Here is a 20,461-nt window from a genome sequence, read left to right as displayed (position 1 = left end):
GACGGCGAGGGATCACCGGTGGGCGAGGCCGCGGCAAAGAAGTCTGGGAGCTACTCACGCGCTGCGGCGGTCGCTGGGTGTCGTCAGTCATGCCACCGATTGACTTTCGCGACGGACCCGACTTACCGCAGGAAGTCTCAATTTAGGAGGCACACCCGCAGACCGAGTTGGCCAACAAGCAAGTGTTCACCACCAACGCCAAATCCGCTGAAGCACTTGCTCCCTGGCTCGAGCACCACAACACTCAACGGCGTCAACACTCAACGACGTCGCAGTCCGCTCGGTGGCCTCCCACCGATCAGCCGACTGACCAACCTCCCTGGACATCGCACCTAGACGGCGTCAGGCGGGCAGCCGCCGGTTGAGCAGCAGGGCAGCTAGTGCCGCTACTGTCAGCATGACCGCGCCGAGGCGTAGCCAGCCCGCGCTGGCGTCGCCCTTGATGGTCTCGTAGCCGACCTGCTCCTGGAGGGTGGTGAAGACTGCTTTGAGCTCCGCCAGGCTGGATGCGGTGTAGGACTGGCCGCCGGACAGTTCGGCGATCTTCTTGAGCATCTCATCGTCGACCGGCACGGGCAGGCGCTGGCCGTTGAGATCGACGTGGCCGTGCTTGGTGCCGAACGACACGGTCGCGATGGGGACGCCTTGGTCGTTGGCGGTGCGGGCGGCGGTGTAGGCGCCCTTCGGGTTGTCCGGCGTCGACGGGACTGTTTCCTTGCCGTCGGACATCAGTACGATCCGCGCTGGCGGCGGCGTGTCGCCGCCTCCGATCACCGCGCTGACGGTGGAGATCGCCTGTAACGCCGTGAAGATGGCCTCGCCGGTCGCGGTGCGGTCGGCCAGTTGCAGCTTGTCGATCGCGGCCTTGGTCGCGTCGCGGTTGGTCGTGGGTGACACCAGCACCGTCGCGGTGCCTGCGAAGGCGATGAGTCCGAGGTTGATTCCGGGGGTCAGTTGGTCGGCGAACTGTGTGGCGGCCTCCTGCGCGGCGGCCAGCCTGCTGGGCGCGACGTCGGTGGCCCGCATCGACTGCGATACGTCGATCACGAGCATTACGACGGCGCGGTTGCGTGGTGTCCGGACGTCGTTGGTCGGGCCGGCCATCGCGACGGTGAAGAGCACCAGCGAGGACACCAGCAGGATCGCTGGCAGGTGGCGCCAGCGCGTCGGGCGCGTGGGTGCCACGCTGTCCAACAGCTCCATGTTGGCGAATCGCAGCATCCGCTTCTGACGGGCGACCTGCAGGCTGACATAGAGCGCGACCAGTCCGATCACGACGAGGACGAACAGGAAGAACCACGGGTTCTGGAAACCCGTCAGGCTCAGCGGACCCAGCAGCGGCAAGGTCATGTGTGACAGGTCGGGCCGCCGGACCTGCTGCCCATCAGAGGTCGCGAATGACGGGGATGGCGGGCCGGTGGGCCGCGACGACGGCGACGGTGCTGACGACGGCCAGCGCACCGACCGTGAGGGCGGTGACCGACCCCAAGTAGAGCCAGGGGACGGCGATCGTGTCCGGCGGTGGGTCGAACACACCGGTGAGTACCTTCACCAGCATCACCGACAGCACCGATCCGGTCACGGCGCCGGCGGAGATCCCGACGACGGTGATCACGCCGGTTTCGCTGAAGATCATGGCGCGCAGGTGTGTCGACTTCGCGCCGAGTGCGGTGGCGATGGCGTAGGTCCGGCGTCGTTCGGACAGTCCGAGAGCCAGCACCAGCCCGCCCGCGCCGACGGCGAGCACCAAGGCGAAGGACAGTTCGATGCGGGTGAGTCCGGCGAGGTCCACTGAGGTCAGGCTCGATCCGACCGTGTTTCGGACGGTGGCGATGTCGGTGACGGTCGCGGAGGTGCCGACCATGCTCTGGATGCGAGCAGCGATGGCGGCGCTGTCGGTGCCTCCGGTGTCGACCAGGAAGGCGCCGGGTGCACCCGATCCGGTTTGGGCGGCAACGTAGCTGGCGTTGGCGACGAAGAAGCTGTCCTTGGGGGCGGTGGGGAACTCGTTGACCACCCCGACGTAGTGGAAGGTGACAGGACGGGGTTGGTGGGTGGCCGTGTCGGTGATCCGCAATGTCACCGGATCGCCGAGCTGCAGCTGGAAGTCCTTGACGGTCTCGGCCGAGACGAGGATGGAATCGGGTTTGGCCCCCAGGGTGCCCATCAGGGCGGCGGCGGTGGCGCCAGGAAAGTAGCTGTCCTGCAGCGCGGTAGCCCGGGTTATGGTGGCCGGGCGCACGCCGTAGAGGTCTTGCAGGTCGGCGCCGATGTAGGCGAAGCGGTGCTGAATGGGTTCGACGGCCTTCACGCCGGGCACCTTCGCGAGCGTGGCGGCGGTGTCGGGTGCCACCGCGACGCCGGGAGCGGGGGTGACGGTGACGTCGGCACCATTGGTCAGTTGCGCGTCGGCTTCGGCCTGCTGACGGTAGGTGGCGTTGAACGTCGCGGTGGAGGCAGCGAAGGCGACGGCCAGGGCGAGCAGCACGATGGCACGCACCAGTGGGCGGCGTTGGCGGGACAGGCCATTGGCGATGATGCCCGACAGCCGCCCGGTGACGGGCCGCACGACGCGGGCGATCACACCACGGCCCGGTCCCAGTAGCAGGTCGGCGACCCGCCAGGTAGCCAGGGCGGCGCCGATCCACAGCAGCGCCGGGCCGGCGAAGGCCCAGTAGGACACCGAGATACTCGGTACGCCTTCGGGAGCCAGGACCAGCTGGTATCCGGTGCCGGTGGTGGCGATGAACACCAGTCCCGCGCAGATCAGGATGAGGGCATCCAGACCCAACCGCGCCCAGACCGGGTAGCGGGGGTGCTCGATCTGGGTGCGCCCGGCGGCGATGGTGTGGTCGCGCAGATCGCGGCGGGCCGGCAGCAGCACCGTCACCGCCGCGACGACGATACCGGCGACCGCGGCGCCGAGGTACCACACCAATGCGGTGGCGCCCGGACCCGTGGACCCGGTGGCGACGTAGTCCACCAGGGTGGCGGCGAGCAGTCCGAGCGCCGAACCGGTGACACCGATGACGGCGGCTTCGACGCCGGCTAGCCCCAGCAGTTGACCCGCCGAAGCGCCGCGGGCCCGCAGGAGTGCCTGTTCGGCGCGGCGGCGGCTCGCGCCGGCGGAGGTGATCGTCGCGGTCAGCAGGGCTGCCAGAACCGCGCCGGGAACTCCGAGGAATAGGAACAGGACCTGGGCGTACGCGGCGTCGCCGCGGGCAGCGTCCAGCGCGGCACCGAGGTTGTCCCCGACCACGGCGGTCCCGGCGCTGCGCGCCTCGAGGTTGCGCGCAGCGGCGCTCACCGCGGCGTAGGCCGCGCCGGGGCTGGGCGCCAAGGCATGGCTACGCTGGGCGTGGATCTGGGTGGACGACAGGTCGGGCCGCCCGGCCGACATCGGGTCGAACAGCTGATGCCATCGCGTGTCGGGCAGCAACACCACGTTGTCCGGCGGTGCGGTGGGTTGCGCGCCCGTGGGGGCGCCGACGGTCTGAAACAGCGAGTTCGCTTGGGGCAGATCGACGATGCCGGCGACCACGACCTGAGCCGGTGGCAGGCCGGCGCGGCCGATGGAGATGGTGTCGCCGGGGGCGGCGTGCAGGTTGGCGGCGGTCTGCTGGGCCAGTAGCACCCCGGAGTCGGCGCCGACGAGCGTGCGGATCTCGGCGGGGAACACCGATCGGTAGCCAGAGGGCAGTCCGAGCACGACCCCGGGGCCGGTGTTCTGGGTGCTGGAACCGGTGCGCAACGACAGGCCGCTGGTGTCGGCGAACCCGACAGTGGCGCTCGCCCGTACGCCGGGGCTGGCGGCGATCAGCCGAGCCACCTCGGCGGTGTTGGCGCCCGGTGTGACTTGGACCTGCCAGTCCACGGCCACGGTGCGCACCGCCCGGTCGGTCATGGTGGCCTGCGAGCGGGTCAGGAACGATCCCAGACACGCCAGCAGCGCCACTGCGATCCCGACGCCCAGGACGGCGGCCAGTAAGCGTGCAGGGTTGCGGCGTAGAAGGCCGGCCAGCCAGATCCGGGTCATCGATGCTCCTCGTGGTCGGCTCCGCGGGTGCTGCGCAGCCCGCCGTCGCGCATGGCCCACTCGGTGGGCAGCCGCCCGGCGACCGCCGGGTCATGGGTGGAGACGATCAGGGCGGCCCCGAGGTCGTCGGCGGCCTGCAGCAGCACGTCGATGACCAGGGCAGCGGCGCGATGGTCGAGCTGACCGGTGGGTTCATCAGCCAAAATCAGCCGCGGCGCCGCGGCGAGCACGCGGGCGACCGCGACCCGTTGCGCCTGCCCGCCGGACAGTTCGTCCGGCAGCGCACGCGCGAGGTCGCCGATGCCCAGTCGGGCCAACGCATCCGCAGCGCGCACCGCGGCGTCAGATTCGGTGCAATCCGCGAACAGCAAAGGGAGGCATACGTTTTCGGTGACGTCCAGGGCGGGTAGCAGACTGGGCCCTTGGAACACCATGCCGATGCGGGCGGGTTCGAGGCCGTAACCGACGTCGAGGCCTGGCCAGGTCACGCTTCCCGAGGTGGGGCTGTCCAACCCGGCCATCAGGTGCAGCAGCGTTGATTTCCCCGAACCCGACGGACCGGTCAACGCGATCCGGGCGCGCGGCGCCACCACGAACGTGACGTCGCGTACCGCAACGGTCGTCGCGGTACCCGCGCCGTAGGTCCTGTTGACTCGGTCAGCTCGGATCAAGGCCGGATCGGCGCGCCCGCCGAGCACCGGTGCGTGCGATGGGCGGGAGGCGTTCATGGGACGACCCGTCCGTCGGCGAGGGTGACGATCCGGTCGGCGATCGCCATGACGGCGGGGCTGTGGCTCGCGATCAGGATTGCGGTACCGGCGTCGGCGCGGCCGCGGAGCACGGCCAGCACGTCGGATTCGGTGTCACCGTCGAGTTCACCGGTCGGTTCGTCGGCCAGGATCACGACGGGGTCATTGGCCAAGGCGACTGCAAGGCCCGCCCGGGCCGATTCCCCGCCGGAGAGCTGACTCGGATACGCCGCGCCGCGCTCGGCGATCCCGAGTGAGGCCAACAACACGCGAGGATGCGACTGTGGCACCGCCCCGGCGATCTGCTGGGCGAGGGCAATGTTCTGGGTCACGGTCAAGTGGCGCAGCAGGTTTCGATCCTGATAGAGCACGCCAATCCGTTGGGCGCGCAGGCGCGCGCGCAGCCGTTCGGGTTGATGACTGATCCGCGCACCGTCCACGCGCACCGCACCCCCGTCGGGCTCGTCCAGCCCGGCCAGGCACGCGAGCAGGGTCGACTTCCCCGAACCCGACGGCCCGACGATCGCGACCAACTCCCCCGGGTACAACGTCACGGACACGCCGCGCAGCGCCAGAATCTCCTCATCACCGGCCCGGAAGAACCGGTACAGCGAGGCGGCCTCCAACACCGGAGGTTGGTCCTGGCGTTCGGTCGCTGCTCTCGAGGGGTGGGTAGTCGGTGTGCGCATTACTTCAGCCAGGTGAACGAGTCGCTGACGATGCGCCACGGGTCGACGTTGTCGGCGCCGACCGGCCCGGACAACGTGACAACGACCCCTCGACCGGACTTGGAGAACTCGTAGCGCTCCACCGCCTGGGTGACCGATTTCCCGGTCACCGGGCTCGAGGGTGAGTCGGCCTGGTAGGTGATCAGCACCACCGGGCCCGAGGGCCGTTGCACGGTGCTGACCTTTCCGGGCACGAAGCCCGTTGTCGCCGAGCCGAGTTGGGGAAGTTCAACCGATCGGGCGTACGCCTCGGTGGGCTGATAGAAGCCGTCGTGGGGTGTCAGGGAAATGCTGTTGAACTTGTCGCTGAACGTCACCGTCGGCCCGGACGTCGTCTGCGCCCAGCCTTCGGGGTACTTCACCGCGAACGACCCATCCGGCGCGGTGTAGACCACGAATGCCTGGTTGTCGGGAATGTCGCCCTGCGGGTTGACCTCCGGGGTCTGAGTGGCGGCGACCCCCGACTGGGCCGCCGAGGGGCTGGCGGCCGGAGGCGCCGCGCTACTGCAGCCACTCAGCGTGCCGACGACGGCGGCAGCGCCCGCGAGTACGGCAATGACGGTTCGTGTGCTGCTCATGTGATTCCTTCGTTTCGCTCGGCATTTTGGGGTCGCGACGCGGTACGGGCCGAAGAGCCATCTGGCCACTTGCGTGGCCCGTACCGCGACGTTCCCGCAACGACGCTGTGAAAATGCTGAATCAGCGCGGTGGCGGGGTTCGGCGGCTGGTTAGCCGCAGGGCGCGTCGGGTGTTTCCGGACCGCCTTGGTCACCCTTCTGGACGTTGTCGCTGTCCGGGCCGCCGGGCTGATCGGGGGTGTCGCCCGCTTCGGGCGCATCGCAGGCTTGCGAGGTCGGCGGTGGCGGCGGCGGTGCAGGAGCGGGGGTGGCATTGGCCAACGCCATGCCCGCCCCGCCGATCGTGCCGGCGGCAAGCAGCGCGCCCACGGCGGCGATCAGTTTCTGTTTCTGGTTCATGCTGGTCGGTCCCTTCGTGATGGTCAGCCTCGCTGGCTGACAACCACACCCTGCCGACCCCTCGCTGAACATTCGCTGAGTCGCTCCGAGGGGCAGGTTGGAGCGTCTCGACGTCTCACCGTCGGCAGGGCTGTGGCGTTGGGGCTCGCTGGTCATCGCAACCCCGCCGGTGAGACTCGTGGCCTCCGCATGAATGGCGCGTCGCCGGTAGCAAGGTCTTAGTCTGATCGACGATTCAGCGGACACTCAGGACCGTCGGAGCAGGATCATTGGGCTTCAGCAACCGTCCCGACCGATGGAGACACAGTGAACCCGAGCACGTGGTCGCACGCCCGCACGCACCGATGCGTGATCGGATGAGGTTCGCGGCGTTGTGTCACCCGAGCCAATGGCAGGTTCGCACCCGGTCGACCGTCGCCGCGGCACTGGTGGTGACCGTCGGGATGAGCTTGGCCTGCGGTGCGACGCTGCTGGTGCTGTTCCACACTTTGCGCGGGTCGACGCAGGCCGCGGCCGCGGTGCGGGCCAATCAACTCGCCGAGCAGTTGCGCAACGACTCCCCGGCCGACCTCGACCCCGGTTTACTGGCCACCGACGGCCAGGTCGGCGTGATCCAAATAGTTGATCGCCGAGGTGCGGTGATGGCGGCCTCGGCCGGCGCACCGGCGACACCGCTGGTGTCGAGGTCGGTGACCCCGCCTGAGTCGGTCTCCCTCGGCCGGGTGCAGCTCCCCGGCAGCGCTGGCGACAACTGGGTGACTGCGCGGGGCGCCGACAGCCCGTCGGGCCCGGTGACCGTATTGGTGGGCGGGGCTCGGGAACCCGTCGAGACGATCGTCGGCACCGTGGCCTTGTTGCTGGGGGTCGGCGGCCCGCCGGTCGTGATCCTGGTCGCCTGGGCTACCTACCTACTTGTCGGCGGGGCGCTGAAGCCCGTGGAGCGGATCCGTTCGCGTGTGGCATCGATTTCCACGAAGCAGCTCGATGAGCGTGTCCCCGTACCTCCGACCGGTGACGAGATCGCGCGCCTCGCAGAGACGATGAACGAGATGTTGGCCCGGCTGGAATCCGGGCACCTCGCGCAACGGAGGTTCGTCAGCGACGCCTCCCACGAGCTGCGCAGTCCGTTGGCAGCGATCAGCACGGCCCTGGAACTCGCCCACGCGCGACCCGAGATGTTGGACCTCGCACTGCTCGACGACTCGTTGATACCAGAGGCGACCCGCATGCGAGAACTCATCGAGGACCTGCTGTTGCTCGCGCGGGCCGACGAACAACAGCTCGGCGGCCGCGCGGACGACGTCGACCTCGACGACGTACTCGGGGCCGAGAAGTCACGGCTGCAGGGACACCCCGGGTTGACCGTGCAGGCGTCGATATCGCCAGTACGGGTGACGGGCGACAAGCGGCAGCTCGTCCGGATGGTGCGAAATTTGGCGGACAACGCCGCGCGGCATGCACACGGCGTCGTCGAGCTGCAGTGCCGTCGAGAGGGGGACAACGCCGTCATCACGATTGCCGATGATGGGCTCGGCATCGCGCCGGATCAGCGGGAGCGTGTGTTCGATCGATTCGTCCGCCTCGATGCCTCCCGTGCCCGCGACGCCGGTGGCAGTGGGCTGGGACTGGCGATCGTCACCGAAATCGTTGCCGCGCACCGCGGTACGGTGACGATCAGCGACCGGATCGGCGGCGGCGCGTGCTTCACCGTCACGCTACCTGCTGACGTCGACAGCTATGTATCCGCGGACCCCAGCCGGTAGCCGACACCGCGCACCGTGTGAATCGTGTGAGTACCGAAGGGTGCGTCGACCTTTCGGCGGAGGTAGCCGACGTAGACCTCGACGATGTTGTCATCGCCGTCGTAGTTGAGGTCCCACACCGACTGCAGGATTTGGTGCTTGGTCATCACAGCTCCGGCATGGCGCATCAAGAATTCCAGCACGCCGTATTCGCGGGGCGTCAAGTCCAACTCGACGGCACCGCGGCTGACCCGATGGCGCGCCGGGTCTAGTGCCAAGTCATCGACTGTGAGCAGGGTCGGCCTCTCGGGTGCGCCGCGGCGGAGCAGCGCCCGCAGTCGTGCGACCAGCACGACGAACGAAAATGGCTTGATCAGGTAGTCATCAGCGCCCAGATCGAACGCGTCGGCGAGGTCGTACTCACCGTCCTTGGCCGAGAGCATCAGCACCGGCGTCCACACTTGGTTCTTCCGCAGATCGCGGACAATGTCGTAGCCGCTCTTGCCAGGCAACATGATGTCGAGGACGAGGACGTCGAAGCCGCCCGCCGTGGCCGCCTCTAATCCCGACAGCCCGTCGTGTTGCACGTCAACGACGAAACCCTCGGCGACCAAGCCGCGGCGAACGGTTTCGGCCAGGCGCACCTCATCCTCGACGAGCAGAATGCGCACGTGTCCCTCCATCTGGCCGCAGCCTCTCCATCGTCAGTACAGCAGAGTCCGAAACTAGCGATGCGGGAATGACCCGTCGCCCGTTTCGGCGGCAGCACCAATTCGGCAGGGCCTCGCATCGCAGTCGCGAGCCACCGTGGGTCGAAATCCCGACCTCGTGGTTCGCGCTCGCCGCATTCGTGGCCACGATGATCGGCGAACCCCGCACACGGGGCGACATCACGAGATTCGGACGCGGGAACGGGCCCGGAGCGTCGGATCGCTGGACCTTGTCTCAGCTCGATGACTGGTCCCCGCGCCTGCATGGCACGCCATGGTCATTTCCCGGTCTTGGCTGTGGCCTTCGTGCCTCGTGTCGATGGCCAGGCGGCGTCTCGGAGTAGTCGTAGGCCGTTGAGCCCGACGACGATGGTGGAGCCTTCGTGGCCGGCCACTCCAAGTGGGAGTGGGAGGTGACCGATGAGGTCCCAGGCGACCAGCACGGCGATGAAGGTGGCCGCGATGGTGAGGTTGGCGATTACGAGGCGGCGAGCCCGGCGCGCTAGAGCAAGGACGGCGGGGATGGTGGACAGGTCGTCGCGGGTGATGACGGCATCGGCGGTGTCGAGGGCGAGGTCTGACCCGGTGCGTCCCATGGCGACCCCGACGGTGGCGAGGGCCATGGCGGGTGCGTCGTTGACACCGTCACCGACCAGCATCGCCTTGGCGCCACCAGCTTCCAGTTCGCGTACGGCCTCGACTTTGTCCTGAGGTAGCAGCCCTGCACGGACATCGGTGATGCCGACCTGAGCGGCGAGCGCTGCAGCGGCGCGCGGGTTGTCACCGGTCAACAGGATCGGCTGGGCCCCAGTGAGTTCGGTCAGCGCGGCCACCATGTCAGCCGCAGCGTCGCGGACCCGGTCGGTCAAGCCCAGCACCCCGACCACGGTGCCGTTGAGTCGAACGATGACCGCGGTGTGGCCGGTCTGTTCGAGGTCGTCCACCATCTCGTGGGCGATCTCGCGGACCGCGGGCAACAGGGTGGGATTGCCGACATCGACGAGGTCCTCGCCGATGCGGGCACGCACCCCGTGGCCGGGGGTGGAGCCGAAGTCCTCGACGGGCTGCAGGGTCAGACCCGCGTCGCGTGCTGCGGCGACGATGGCACGGGCCAACGGGTGCTCCGACGAGTTCTCGGCGGCGGCGGCCAACGCGAGCAGTTCGGCGTCGTCGACCGCGGCATCGGGCACTGGGCGGATGTGTACCAACTGGGGGGAGCCTTCGGTGAGGGTGCCGGTCTTGTCGAACGCGACATGGGTGACGGTGCTGAGCTTTTCGAGTACGACGGCGGATTTGACCAGGACGCCGTGGCGGCCGGCGTTGGCGATCGCCGACAGCAGCGGCGGCATGGTGGACAACACCAGCGCGCACGGTGAGGCGACGATCATGAATGTCATCGCCCGTAGCAGAGTGGGTTGTAGATCAGCGCCGAGCAGCAGCGGAATGGTGAACAGTGCGATCGTGGCAAGGACCATGCCGATCGAGTAGCGCTGTTCGATCTTTTCGATGAACAGCTGCATCTTGGCCTTGCTGGCGCTGGCTTCGGACACCATCGCGACGATCCGCGCGATCACCGTGTCCGCTGCCGGGCGTGTCACCCGCACCCTCAGGGTGCCAGTGCCGTTGACCGTGCCGGCGAACACCTCGTCACCGGTTGCCTTGTCCACCGGTAGGGGTTCGCCGGTGATGGTGGCCTGGTCGACCTCGCTGGCGCCGTCGACGACTGTGCCGTCACCGCCGATGCGTTCACCGGGGCGGATCATCAACACATCGCCCACGTCGAGTACCGCAGTGTCCACCACCTCTTCCGCGCCGCCATTGGTGATGCGGGTGGCGGTGTCGGGGGCCAGATCGAGCAGGCCGCGCACCGAGTCCTCGGTGCGTTTGGTGGCCACGGCCTCCAGTGCGCCGGAGGTGGCGAAGATGACGATCAGCAGGGCGCCGTCGAAGACCTGGCCGATCGCGGCGGCTCCGATCGCGGCGGCCACCATCAGCAGATCGACGTCGAGCGTCTTGTCGCGTAGGGCTTGCAGCCCTGCCCATCCCGGCTCCCAGCCGCCGGTGACGTAGCACGCCAGATACAGCGTCCAGTACAGCCACGGCGGTGTCCCAGCGAGCTGGGCGAGCCCGCCCACCACGAACAGCACGGTCGCGAGAAGTGCCCACCGCACCTCGGGCAGCGACCACGCGCTCGACCGGGGTGCCCGCCACCCACGGACCTCCTCGCCGGTAGCGGTCGTTGGGCCCAAGTCGGCAGCTTGCAGGTCAGCTCTCACCCGAGGCACTATACCTGCGCATACACGAACATTCGCACCTGCACGTACATGCAGTCAGTTGTGCAGCTGATCACACGACTCCCACGGTAAACTCGCAGCATGCACACCTCGCTGCCGGACTTTCAAATGCCCAACGAGGAACAGGTGCACCTCGCAGCGGAGTCATTTCGGATGCTCAGCGACCCGACTCGAATCAAAGTCCTCTGGGCGCTGCTGCAAGGCGAGTCCTCGGTGGCGTGCCTGGCCGAGTTGGCTGACGTAGCCCCCACCGTCGTCAGTCAGCATCTAGCCAAGCTGCGGTTAGCGGGCCTGGTCAAAGGCCGCCGCGAAGGAACCTTCGTGTTCTACTCGGCAGCCGACCAGCACGTCCACCGGCTCCTCAGCCAGGCGCTGTTTCACGCTGATCACATCGATGCCGGCGCTGGCGACATCGCCGCGCGTCAGCCCGCCACGTCCTGATCGAAACTGCTGGACGAGCACTTCGGACGGCTGTTTAACGACGGCCCCCGTCTCGCTTCCAAAAATTTGGACGGTTCAGTTCCTGTCTCACGCGCGAGGTGCGGCGGAGTCGCGAACATGGGTGTCTGCATTCCTACGCAGATTGGACAATAAGCGGGCTGCGCCCGTAAGTTGCCTGCGTATGAATGCAGATACGGGTGGATGTCGTCGGCGGTTGCCCGAGGACCAGGTCGGCTTGGTCGTCGAGGTGTTCCGGATGCTCGCTGACGCCACCCGCGTGCAGGTCTTGTGGGCGCTGGTGGACCGTGAGATGTCGGTCAACGAACTGGCTGAGCACGTCGGGAAACCGGCCCCGTCGGTGTCGCAGCACCTGGCCAAGTTGCGGATGGCACGGCTGGTGCGGACCCGTCGTGAGGGCACCACGATCTTCTACAGCATGGAGAACGACCACGTCGCGCAGCTGGTCACCGACGCGGTGTTCAACGCCGAACACTCCGGCCCCGGCGTACCGGGACACCACGCCAGCACCGGGGAGCTGCGAGCACTTCATCCCGACACTCCCGCAGACCCCTCACCGCGTCACAAGGAAGGCTGATCATGGCCCACGAACCCATCGCGACCGACCCTCACGAAGGAAACTCGCACGCGGGCAACGATGGTCACGACCACGGCCCCCATGACCACGGCGAGGGGCACAGCCACGACCATGACCACGGTCACGGTCACAGTCACGACGGGTGGGGCGGGAAGTTCGGCGCGGCCATCCGCGAGGTGTTCGCCCCACACAGCCACGACGCCTCCGACAGCATCGACGGCGCCCTGGAATCCAGCGCCGCCGGCATTCGGGCGGTGAAGATCAGCCTGCTGGCCCTCGGCGCAACGGCCATCGCCCAGATCGTCATCGTGGTGATCTCCGGTTCAGTCGCACTGCTAGCCGACACAATTCACAATTTTTCCGACGCGCTGACCGCGATCCCGCTGTGGATCGCCTTCGCCCTCAGTACGAAGGCCGCAACCCGGCGCTACACCTACGGGTTCGGACGGGCCGAAGACCTCGCCGGGCTCTTCGTCGTCGCCATGATCACCCTGTCGGCCATCATCGCCGGAATCGAATCCATCCGCCGCCTGATCAACCCCGTACCCATCGACCACGTCGGCTGGGTCGCCGCCGCTGGACTCGTCGGGTTCATCGGCAACGAACTGGTCGCCGTCTACCGCATCCGCGTCGGACGCCAGATCGGCTCAGCAGCACTGATCGCCGACGGCCTACACGCCCGCACCGACGGCTTCACTTCCCTGGCAGTGCTTTTCGGTGCCGGAGGCGTCGCGCTGGGCTTCCCCCTGGCCGACCCCATCATCGGACTCGTCATCACCGTCGCGATCCTCGCCGTCCTGCGCACCGCCGTCCGCGACATCTTCCGCCGACTCATGGACGCCGTAGACCCCAAGTTCGTCGACACCGCCGAAGCCGCCCTGGCCGCCGAACCAGGCGTCACCGGGGTACGCAGCGTGAAGATGCGCTGGATGGGACACCGGCTGCACGCCGACGCCGAACTCGACATCGACCCCGCCACAAGTCTCTCCGAGGCGCACCGCATCGCTCACGACGCCGAACACACGCTCACCCACGCCGTGCCGAAACTGTCCTCGGCACTCGTCCACGCCTACCCCGCCGGAGGCTCCACCGAACCGGAGGACCATCGTCACGACGTCGAGCCGTCTCACCCGCACCAGCACTAGCCCTCAAATGTCCAGGCTTGTGGAACGTCCCAATCGTCGGTCGTCGTCAAGACGCTGGCCGTCCTCATCGCGGTGGTGTGCGGGCCTGGCCATACCAGTCGTTTCCGTCTCGGATCTACTTAGTTCCGAACCACCGCTGGTGTCCTGTAGGAACGAGGCTGATCAGATCTTGTCTCAGCTCTTCGATCGCGGAATCGTCGATTCAGATCCTCGTGAGATCAGTCGCGTCGTGGGGACGATGACGCGGTGGTGATCGTTGGCCGTGTCTCGCCGCAGGAACTTCGGCGTCGGGTACGCCTGCTGGAACTACCGGTAATTGCCCCGCGGGAATGCTCAGTGCGTCATTGCGTGTGGGCGTCGACTGATCCGGCCGCGGGCGACGAGTTCCCCGGTCAGGGCGACACCACAGCCTTGGGCTAGCAGCAGCCCGATGAGGACGAGGACCTGCACCGCGCCGGCTTGGGCGGCCGAGCCGGTTGCCAGCAGTACTCCGACGAAGGCTCCAGGCAGGGTGACCAGACCGGCCGTGCGGGCCTGATCGACATTGGGCAACAGGGCGTCGGCGGCGGACCGTTCGATCACCAGACGGCGGGAGTCCCGTTCGGACAGACCTAGGCTGAGGGCGGCTTCGACTTCACCGTTCCGGGTGGCCAAGGTGTCCAGACTGCGCCGCGCAGCGACGGCGACGGCGGTCATCGATCCGCCGAGAATGATGCCAACGGTGGGTATGAGCGCCGCCCCGGTCAATGGAACCAAACCCGTCAGCAGGAGCGCCGGGATGACCGCGGCCACACCGGTGGCCAATGGCATGGTCAGCCAGAGACGTCCGCGGTCGGCCTGACTGCGACCCGCTGCGGTGAGCACGGCGACGATGAACATCACCATCAGCACCGCCGCCGAGGACCACAGCCGGGTCATCGCCGTCGCCAACACCGCGGCGATCGCGGCCAATTGAGCGGCCGCGCGTGCGGCGGCAACCGGCACCGTCCAGATTCCGCCCAGGCCTGCCAACCGATAGACGGCGGCCGCGGCAACGGCGAACAGTACGCACACCACGATTAGCGTCGGGCCCAACACTGCAGCGGTCATCATGGGATCCAGTGTCGAGGGCCGTACGCCGATACCGCACCTGTGCCGTGTCATTGATGGATGGGTGGGTATCCTCGACTGTGGCGATGGATCTCCGCCAAGGCACCCGTGAATGGGTTGTCTGAACCGCCTCGTCCGAGGCTGATGGCTCCTTTCCGATGTGGAAGGAGTCTGCCCATGCCCGATTGCACCGATCCCATCACTGCTCCGCCGGTCGATCCCGACGTTGTCGAGCCTGCGCCGAGTCCGTTGCACATGCGTCCGTGGGCGATCGCCGCGGTCGCCGTCGGCGGACTAGTGGGTGCCCCGGCACGGTACGGCCTGGGGGTGGCGTTTCCGCAGTCGGTCGGCCAGTGGCCGGTGACGACGTTCGCGATCAATGTGATGGGTGCGTTCCTGCTGGGCGTGTTGTTGGAGGGCCTGACCCGGGTGGGGCCCGACACCGGGTGGCGCCAACGGGTGCGGCTGGGGGTGGGCACCGGGGTACTGGGATCGTTCACCACCTACAGCACCTTGGCCGTCGACATCGACGAACTGCTGCGTGGGCACCAGTGGTGGGCGGCGGGTTCGTATGCGGCGGGCAGTGTGCTCGCCGGGTTGGTGGCCACGGTGATCGGGATCGCCGTCGCCGCCCAGATTCCCTCTGGTCGAGAGGAATCCGGCCGATGATGGTGGTGTGGGTGGCGTGCGCGGGCAGCGTGGGCGCAGCGGCGCGGTTCGTCGTCGACGGTGCGATCCGGCACTGGCGCAGCACCGAGTTTCCGTGGGCGACGGTGCTGATCAACGTCACCGGGTCGCTTCTGTTGGGCGTCGTCGTCGGCGTCGTGCTGTTCCACTCGGCGCCACGAGAGATCCAGGTTATCGTCGGTGTCGGGTTCTGCGGCGGGTACACCACCTTCAGCACTGCCAGCGTCGAGACGGTCCGCCTAATCCAACGCCGCCGCTACTGGGCCGGTCTTTCCAACGCGATCGGCACCCTGGTGATGACCGTCGCGGCCGCCGGGGCGGGGATGGCGATGGCCGCGTTGTGAGGAGACCATCATGAACACGGGGACCGACTCGGGACGGTACGCGCCCACCGAGGGACCCAGCACCGGAATACTCCCGGCCCACCATCTCGTCGTCGGGTTCGATCGGTATCCGTCCAGCTGGCAGGCGCTGCGCTTCGCCATCACGCTGGCCGAACCCTTGAACGCGTATCTGCACGTCGCGCACATCGTCGACCTCGACGACGTTCCGATCGACCCCGACGGTGACGACTGGGAGGACCGCGTCACCGACGCGCTGGCCCGGGAACGCGCCCAGGCATGCGACCTCCTCAGCGCGTCGCCCGGGAACTGGACGTATTCCGCACACCATGGAGACCCGACCCACTTGCTGACCGCTCTGGCCGACACCCATGACGCTCTGATGATCGTCATCGGCACCGCCCGTGGCGGGCTGATGTCGGCACTGGATCGGGCGCTGGGCGAGTCGGTGTCGGCGCACCTCCTAGGCCACGCCCGGCGACCCGTTGTCGTGGTTCCCGACGCGACCAACCTCACGAAAACCGTTCAGTGACAACGGCATCCGAACAACAACCTCAGGGTTTTGACCCGCCGCCGGCCGGTCGACCAATGTTGGGTGCTTGGCGCTTCGTCACGGTGTTCGGCACGATCAGCCTGCTCGCGGACTTCGTCTACGAGGGTGCCCGTTCGATCACCGGCCCACTGCTGGCCTCACTCGGGGCGACCGGCTTGGTCGTCGGCGTGGTCACCGGAATCGGGGAGGCAGCCGCCCTGGGGTTGCGGCTGGTGTCGGGTCCGCTGACCGACCGCACCCAGAGATTCTGGGCATGGACCATCGCCGGCTACACCTTGACCATCGTGACGGTCCCGGTGCTGGGGATCGCCGCGACGTTGTGGGTGGCGTGCGCGTTGGTGATCGCCGAACGCATCGGCAAGGCGGTCCGCAGCCCCGCCAAGGACACGCTGCTCTCCCACGCCACCTCGGTCACCGGGCGCGGGCGGGGGTTCGCCGTGCACGAAGCACTCGATCAGATCGGGGCGGTGATCGGACCGCTGACCGTGGCTGCCGTGCTGGCTGCGACCGGAAACGACTACGGACCGGCGCTGGGCGTCCTCGCGCTCCCCGGGGCCGCCGCCCTAGCCTTGCTGGTATGGCTTCGGCTGCGCGTTCCCGAGCCGGCCCGCTACGAACCCCCGGCCGACCCCACCGCAGCCCCCCAGCCCCGAGGAGAGGCCGCCAACGGTCGCGGTGACCCGTCGTCCCCTCTGCCGCCGAGGTTTTGGGCGTATTGCGCGTTCACCGCGACCACGATGGTCGGGTTCGCCACGTTCGGGGTGCTGTCGTTTCACATGGTGGTCCGCGGCATCCTGCCCGCCGCCGCGGTCCCCCTGGTCTACGCCGCCGCGATGGGCGCCGATGCGGTCGCGGCGTTGCTGTCGGGCTGGGTCTATGACCGGGTCGGCGCGAAAATGCTTGCCGCTCTGCCGATCCTGTCCGCGCTGGTGCCGGTGGTGGCGTTCACAGATCAAGTGTGGCTGGTGATAACCGGTGCGCTGTTGTGGGGCGCGGCGGTGGGCATTCAGGAATCCACCCTGCGGGCGGTGGTCGCCGATTTGGTCGCCCCGCCGCGCCGAGCCACCGCCTACGGGGTGTTCGCCGCCGGGCTCGGCGTCGCCACCGCCGCCGGCGGCGCCCTGACCGGCTGGCTGTACGACACCTCGATCCCCGCCCTCGTCATCACCGTCGCGGTCATCCAACTGGCGGCGATCGGTCTGGCGGTCACGGTCATCGCCCGCCGTCGCTCAGCCTCGGCAGGGGCGTGATGGCGCACGTGTGGACCACGGTGATCGCGGTCCTCGCGGGTCTACTCCTTCTGTGGCTGGCCTTGTTGATCGCCCTGGCCGTGACCCGACCAGCAGATCTGCGCGTCACCGACCTGCTGCGTCTGTTACCCGACACCGTGATCCTGTTGCGCCGACTGGCCGCGGACCCCGATCTGCCGCGCGGGGTCCGCATCCGGCTGGTGCTGCTGCTGGGCTATTTGGTTCTGCCGATCGACCTGATCCCGGACTTCATCCCGGTCCTCGGCTTCGCCGACGACGCGATCATCGTGGCGATCACGCTACGCTCGGTCACCCGCCGAGCCGGCCCCGCCGCGCTGCAGACACACTGGCCCGGCACCAGCGAAGGCCTTCAGGCGGTGCGGCGCTTCGCCGGAATCGATCACACCGAGAGTTGACCCACTGCACCAAGTACGGCCGGACTGACACTCCCGCACGGCGCTTAAACCGCTACGCGACAGAGGAGTTCACCGCTTGAGCGTCATTGATGTCGGGCAGGCCGTGATCCTCGGTCATCTAGGGGATGACCGAGTTCCTGCCGGTCTCCTCCACCGGGCACCTCAAGATCGCTGAAGGGCTGCTGGGCATCCCGGTATGGGACGCCGCGGTCGTCGGGTTTACCGCGGTGATCCAGATAGGGTCGATCGCGGCGGCGTTGGTGTACTTCTTCGCCGCCCTGCGCCGCTTCGTCGTCGCGTGGGCCGCGGCCTGGTTCATTCCGAGGCCCGCAGCGACCGGGACTTCCGGTTTGCGTGGTGGGTGGTGTTCGCCGCGGTGCCGATCGTGGTGGCCGGTCTGCTGTGTCAACCGCTGATCAAAGGCCCACTCGGACCGCTGTGGGTGGTGGCGGGTCCGGCTAGCCGCGCTTCTTGCCGGCGATACCTAGGAAACGGCCTCGACGATATGGCTGGTCCGTTGGAGTGTTTGGCGCACGCGTGACAGCGGTGCGGGGGACGCCGGACGCATCAATCGGGTAATCAACGACCGGAAGGCGAGGCGCCGTGCATATGATTTTTGCGGGAAGCCCTCGACTCTGTCGAGGATCGATCTGGTCACTAACTGTAGCGAAGCATCACAAGGCCGCGCGACACTACTCGTCATTCATCTTCCCAGTTAGCAGCCACTTTTCGGCTCGGCTGTACTCGCGGAGGCTCGCCCGGCATCTTGGGGTAATCCGGAGGAAAGTTCATCTCAACCGGATTCTCGTTCCACAAATCCAGCAGCTGATCGATCGAGTGATGCACATCATCGAGACCCTGCCAAGGGTCTCCTGCCTCGGCCAGACGTTCCGGCACAGTGGCCACATTGAGTTCACGGGGATCGGAGATCTGCTGAAGCTCTGTCCAAGTAACCGGCGTCGAGACTGGTGCCCCGGCGCGCGACCGGGGAGACCAAGCGGCGGCGATCGTTCTGTCCCGACAATTCTGGTTGTAGTCAACAAAGACTCGCTCGCCACGTAGTTCCTTCCACCATTCCGTGGTGACACCCTTGTCGCGCCGCTCCAATTCCCTACCGAAAGCTATGGCCGCGTGGCGGACGTCGATGAAGTCCCAATCAGGCTTGATCCTCACGAACACGTGTACCCCACGGCCTCCAGATGTCTTGCAGTACCCAGTGATCCCAAACTCGTTCAGCAGGTCCCCAGCTGCGAGCGCCACCCTTACAACGTCACGGAATGTGGTTCCAGGTTCAGGATCAAGATCGATTCGTAGCTCATCCGGCTTGTCAACAGAACTCGGATCTTCTGTTCGCCGGACTGGCCACGGGTGGAACGTGATTGTCCCCATCTGGGCGCACCAGGCGAGCACCGCGGGTTCGGTCGGACAGACCTCTGCAGCGGTTCTGCCAGAAGGGAACGCAATCTCGACTCCTTCGACAAAATCCGGTGCATGTCGGATCATGCGCTTTTGGTAGAAGCCGCCGTCGTCGCCACCTCGCCCTAAGTGCATCCCAGGCTGCACACCGTTGGGCCATCGCTCCAATGTTGTTGGACGCGAACGCAACACACGGAGTAGCGGTTCGCCTACCGCAATCACGTACTGGACTAGTTCGAGCTTCGTGATGGCCGGCGTGATATCGGTCGCGGGGAAGACAATTCGACTTGCGCTGGAGACACGCAAAGTTCGCGGGGGCGCGATCGGAGACTCAACCTCTAACTCGACATCGTCCTTCTTTGCCATCTACCGGTCCTCGCATCCCTCGTGGATAGATCTGCTGGCGGAGGCTAGCGCGCAATCCGCGCCCTCAGGACTCTCGGGCCTGCCGATAAGTCGCAGGATGCGTTGTACCCGCGCGCACTATGGATCAGCACCGTAATCAGTGTTTCACGCTCATGGGCTGCGACCCGCGGTTGCAGTGCGATCGGCACGGGCGCCAACTGCGGCCGATGGTGCGACAGCACTCTGAGCCTGCGAGGCGTTGGACCTAGATTCGGCTACACAAGCCGATTTACTCCGCCATGAGCTCACTCGCCGGCACATCGAGTGCCTCGGCGATGTCGTACAGCCGCTCGAAGAGCAGCCCGCGCTTGCCGTTCTCGACTTCATTGAGGATCGGCCGCGTGACGCCAGACTTCAAGGCCAATTGCTCCTGAGTCAGGCCGCGCTTCTGCCGCAACTCGCGGATTCGTCTGCCGACGGCCGCCCGCCGACGCTCCCATGCAGCCACGCGCTCCGGACTGTTCTGACTAGGTCGCGTAGGCACGCCCACCAGTAAGGCTGTGCGCGCCTCCGATGTCTGTACTACTAGTATTACACTGCCACTGAGTGATGCGTCACTTCATGCATCTGAAAGGTCACGACAAATCGTTGCCATGAGCCCTGAAGACCCCTGCAAGCGTTGGCTTATGGCCCCAGAGTTCGTTCGCTGTCATGAATTCGAACAAGATGCCACCTCAGCTACACCGACCAGACCTGTCACCAGAATTAGTCCAGCGGCGTCGCGCCGATGGAGGCAGTGGATCGACATCACTGGCCTGTTTTCCGGCCTCGGGGATCCCTTGGCGGAGAGGGCGGAGCTCGCGTACGACGTTCGCGACCCATGGAATCCCTAGTCACGCACCAGACGCACCATTCAAGTCAGCTGGCGGCTGCGGACACGCGGAAAA

At 67.2% G+C, this 20,461-nt stretch carries 21 protein-coding genes; 10 read left to right on the top strand and 11 right to left on the bottom strand.

Annotation, left to right across the window (positions count from 1 at the left end):
- Positions 1-342: 342 nt before the first annotated feature.
- The 6 genes from FHU31_RS26180 to FHU31_RS26155 form a co-directional block, all read right to left on the bottom strand.
- Complete coding sequence (locus FHU31_RS26180) at positions 343-1,350, bottom strand: VWA domain-containing protein (protein WP_167163557.1); 1,008 nt, start codon at positions 1,348-1,350, stop codon at positions 343-345.
- Positions 1,351-1,384: 34 nt separating this feature from the next.
- A complete protein-coding gene (locus FHU31_RS26175; protein WP_167163556.1) occupies positions 1,385-4,036 on the bottom strand; it encodes an ABC transporter permease in 2,652 nt (883 codons plus the stop codon).
- Entirely contained in the window at positions 4,033-4,764 is a 732-nt protein-coding gene (locus FHU31_RS26170; RefSeq protein ID WP_167163555.1) for an ABC transporter ATP-binding protein, read from the bottom strand. Before FHU31_RS26170 ends, FHU31_RS26175 begins: the two co-directional genes overlap by 4 nt.
- The gene (locus FHU31_RS26165) at positions 4,761-5,474 is read right to left on the bottom strand and encodes an ABC transporter ATP-binding protein (RefSeq protein WP_167163554.1); all 714 of its coding nucleotides are present in this window, start codon (positions 5,472-5,474) and stop codon (positions 4,761-4,763) included. The genes FHU31_RS26170 and FHU31_RS26165 overlap by 4 nt, the downstream gene beginning before the upstream one ends.
- Positions 5,474-6,091 (bottom strand): hypothetical protein, encoded by a 618-nt coding sequence (locus FHU31_RS26160; protein WP_167163553.1) that lies wholly within the window; start codon positions 6,089-6,091, stop codon positions 5,474-5,476. Before FHU31_RS26160 ends, FHU31_RS26165 begins: the two co-directional genes overlap by 1 nt.
- A 150-nt stretch (positions 6,092-6,241) precedes the next feature.
- Positions 6,242-6,490, bottom strand: coding sequence for a hypothetical protein (locus tag FHU31_RS26155; protein ID WP_167163552.1), 249 nt, complete (start codon positions 6,488-6,490; stop codon positions 6,242-6,244).
- A gap of 356 nt (positions 6,491-6,846) precedes the next feature.
- Between FHU31_RS26155 and FHU31_RS26150 the strand changes: the two genes are divergently transcribed.
- The gene (locus FHU31_RS26150) at positions 6,847-8,253 is read left to right on the top strand and encodes a sensor histidine kinase (protein WP_167163551.1); all 1,407 of its coding nucleotides are present in this window, start codon (positions 6,847-6,849) and stop codon (positions 8,251-8,253) included.
- Here FHU31_RS26150 and FHU31_RS26145 read toward each other — a convergent pair.
- Together FHU31_RS26145 and FHU31_RS26140 are read right to left on the bottom strand one after the other, a co-directional pair.
- On the bottom strand, positions 8,226-8,903 hold the full coding sequence (locus FHU31_RS26145; protein WP_167163550.1) for a winged helix-turn-helix domain-containing protein: 678 nt from the start codon (positions 8,901-8,903) through the stop codon (positions 8,226-8,228). The two genes, FHU31_RS26150 and FHU31_RS26145, sit on opposite strands and share 28 nt — an antisense overlap.
- Positions 8,904-9,220: 317 nt before the next feature.
- Positions 9,221-11,191 (bottom strand): heavy metal translocating P-type ATPase, encoded by a 1,971-nt coding sequence (locus tag FHU31_RS26140; RefSeq protein ID WP_208411469.1) that lies wholly within the window; start codon positions 11,189-11,191, stop codon positions 9,221-9,223.
- Positions 11,192-11,317: 126 nt separating this feature from the next.
- Between FHU31_RS26140 and FHU31_RS26135 the strand changes: the two genes are divergently transcribed.
- The 3 genes from FHU31_RS26135 to FHU31_RS26125 all read left to right on the top strand — a co-directional run bounded on the left by FHU31_RS26135 (position 11,318) and on the right by FHU31_RS26125 (position 13,417).
- Complete coding sequence (locus tag FHU31_RS26135; protein ID WP_167163548.1) at positions 11,318-11,677, top strand: ArsR/SmtB family transcription factor; 360 nt, start codon at positions 11,318-11,320, stop codon at positions 11,675-11,677.
- A gap of 181 nt (positions 11,678-11,858) precedes the next feature.
- Positions 11,859-12,272: an ArsR/SmtB family transcription factor gene (locus tag FHU31_RS26130; protein ID WP_167163547.1), complete on the top strand. Its 414-nt coding sequence runs from the start codon at positions 11,859-11,861 to the stop codon at positions 12,270-12,272.
- 2 nt (positions 12,273-12,274) lie between these two features.
- Complete coding sequence (locus tag FHU31_RS26125) at positions 12,275-13,417, top strand: cation diffusion facilitator family transporter (RefSeq protein WP_167163546.1); 1,143 nt, start codon at positions 12,275-12,277, stop codon at positions 13,415-13,417.
- 333 nt (positions 13,418-13,750) lie between these two features.
- Here the strand turns inward: FHU31_RS26125 and FHU31_RS26120 are convergent, their stop codons facing one another.
- The gene (locus FHU31_RS26120; RefSeq protein WP_167163676.1) at positions 13,751-14,506 is read right to left on the bottom strand and encodes an ABC transporter permease; all 756 of its coding nucleotides are present in this window, start codon (positions 14,504-14,506) and stop codon (positions 13,751-13,753) included.
- A gap of 177 nt (positions 14,507-14,683) precedes the next feature.
- Between FHU31_RS26120 and FHU31_RS26115 the strand changes: the two genes are divergently transcribed.
- From FHU31_RS26115 to FHU31_RS31285, 6 genes are all read left to right on the top strand, one after another.
- On the top strand, positions 14,684-15,175 hold the full coding sequence (locus FHU31_RS26115) for a fluoride efflux transporter FluC (protein ID WP_167163545.1): 492 nt from the start codon (positions 14,684-14,686) through the stop codon (positions 15,173-15,175).
- Complete coding sequence (crcB, locus tag FHU31_RS26110) at positions 15,172-15,537, top strand: fluoride efflux transporter CrcB (protein WP_167163544.1); 366 nt, start codon at positions 15,172-15,174, stop codon at positions 15,535-15,537. Before FHU31_RS26115 ends, crcB begins: the two co-directional genes overlap by 4 nt.
- A 10-nt stretch (positions 15,538-15,547) precedes the next feature.
- Complete coding sequence (locus FHU31_RS26105) at positions 15,548-16,066, top strand: universal stress protein (RefSeq protein WP_167163543.1); 519 nt, start codon at positions 15,548-15,550, stop codon at positions 16,064-16,066.
- Positions 16,067-16,122: 56 nt separating this feature from the next.
- Positions 16,123-17,337, top strand: coding sequence for an MFS transporter (locus FHU31_RS26100; protein ID WP_167163542.1), 1,215 nt, complete (start codon positions 16,123-16,125; stop codon positions 17,335-17,337).
- Positions 17,337-17,753, top strand: a complete 417-nt coding sequence (locus tag FHU31_RS26095) for a YkvA family protein (RefSeq protein WP_167163673.1) — start codon at positions 17,337-17,339, stop codon at positions 17,751-17,753. The genes FHU31_RS26100 and FHU31_RS26095 overlap by 1 nt, the downstream gene beginning before the upstream one ends.
- Positions 17,754-17,878: 125 nt before the next feature.
- Positions 17,879-18,169 carry an undecaprenyl-diphosphate phosphatase gene (locus FHU31_RS31285; RefSeq protein WP_208411375.1) on the top strand — a complete coding sequence of 97 codons (291 nt, stop codon included), beginning with the start codon at positions 17,879-17,881 and terminating at the stop codon, positions 18,167-18,169.
- 283 nt (positions 18,170-18,452) lie between these two features.
- On the opposite strand, the gene FHU31_RS26085 is transcribed toward FHU31_RS31285, so the two are convergent.
- Both FHU31_RS26085 and FHU31_RS26080 read right to left on the bottom strand, forming a co-directional pair.
- Positions 18,453-19,535, bottom strand: coding sequence for a DNA polymerase domain-containing protein (locus tag FHU31_RS26085; RefSeq protein WP_167163541.1), 1,083 nt, complete (start codon positions 19,533-19,535; stop codon positions 18,453-18,455).
- Between the two features lie 268 nt (positions 19,536-19,803).
- Positions 19,804-20,058, bottom strand: coding sequence for a type II toxin-antitoxin system RelB family anti-toxin (locus FHU31_RS26080; RefSeq protein WP_167163671.1), 255 nt, complete (start codon positions 20,056-20,058; stop codon positions 19,804-19,806).
- Positions 20,059-20,461: the final 403 nt, after the last annotated feature.

The sequence above is a fragment of the Mycolicibacterium fluoranthenivorans genome, from assembly GCF_011758805.1.
GTDB classification, from domain to species: Bacteria; Actinomycetota; Actinomycetes; order Mycobacteriales; family Mycobacteriaceae; genus Mycobacterium; species Mycobacterium fluoranthenivorans.
This window is presented reverse-complemented; position numbering and strand designations above follow the sequence as displayed.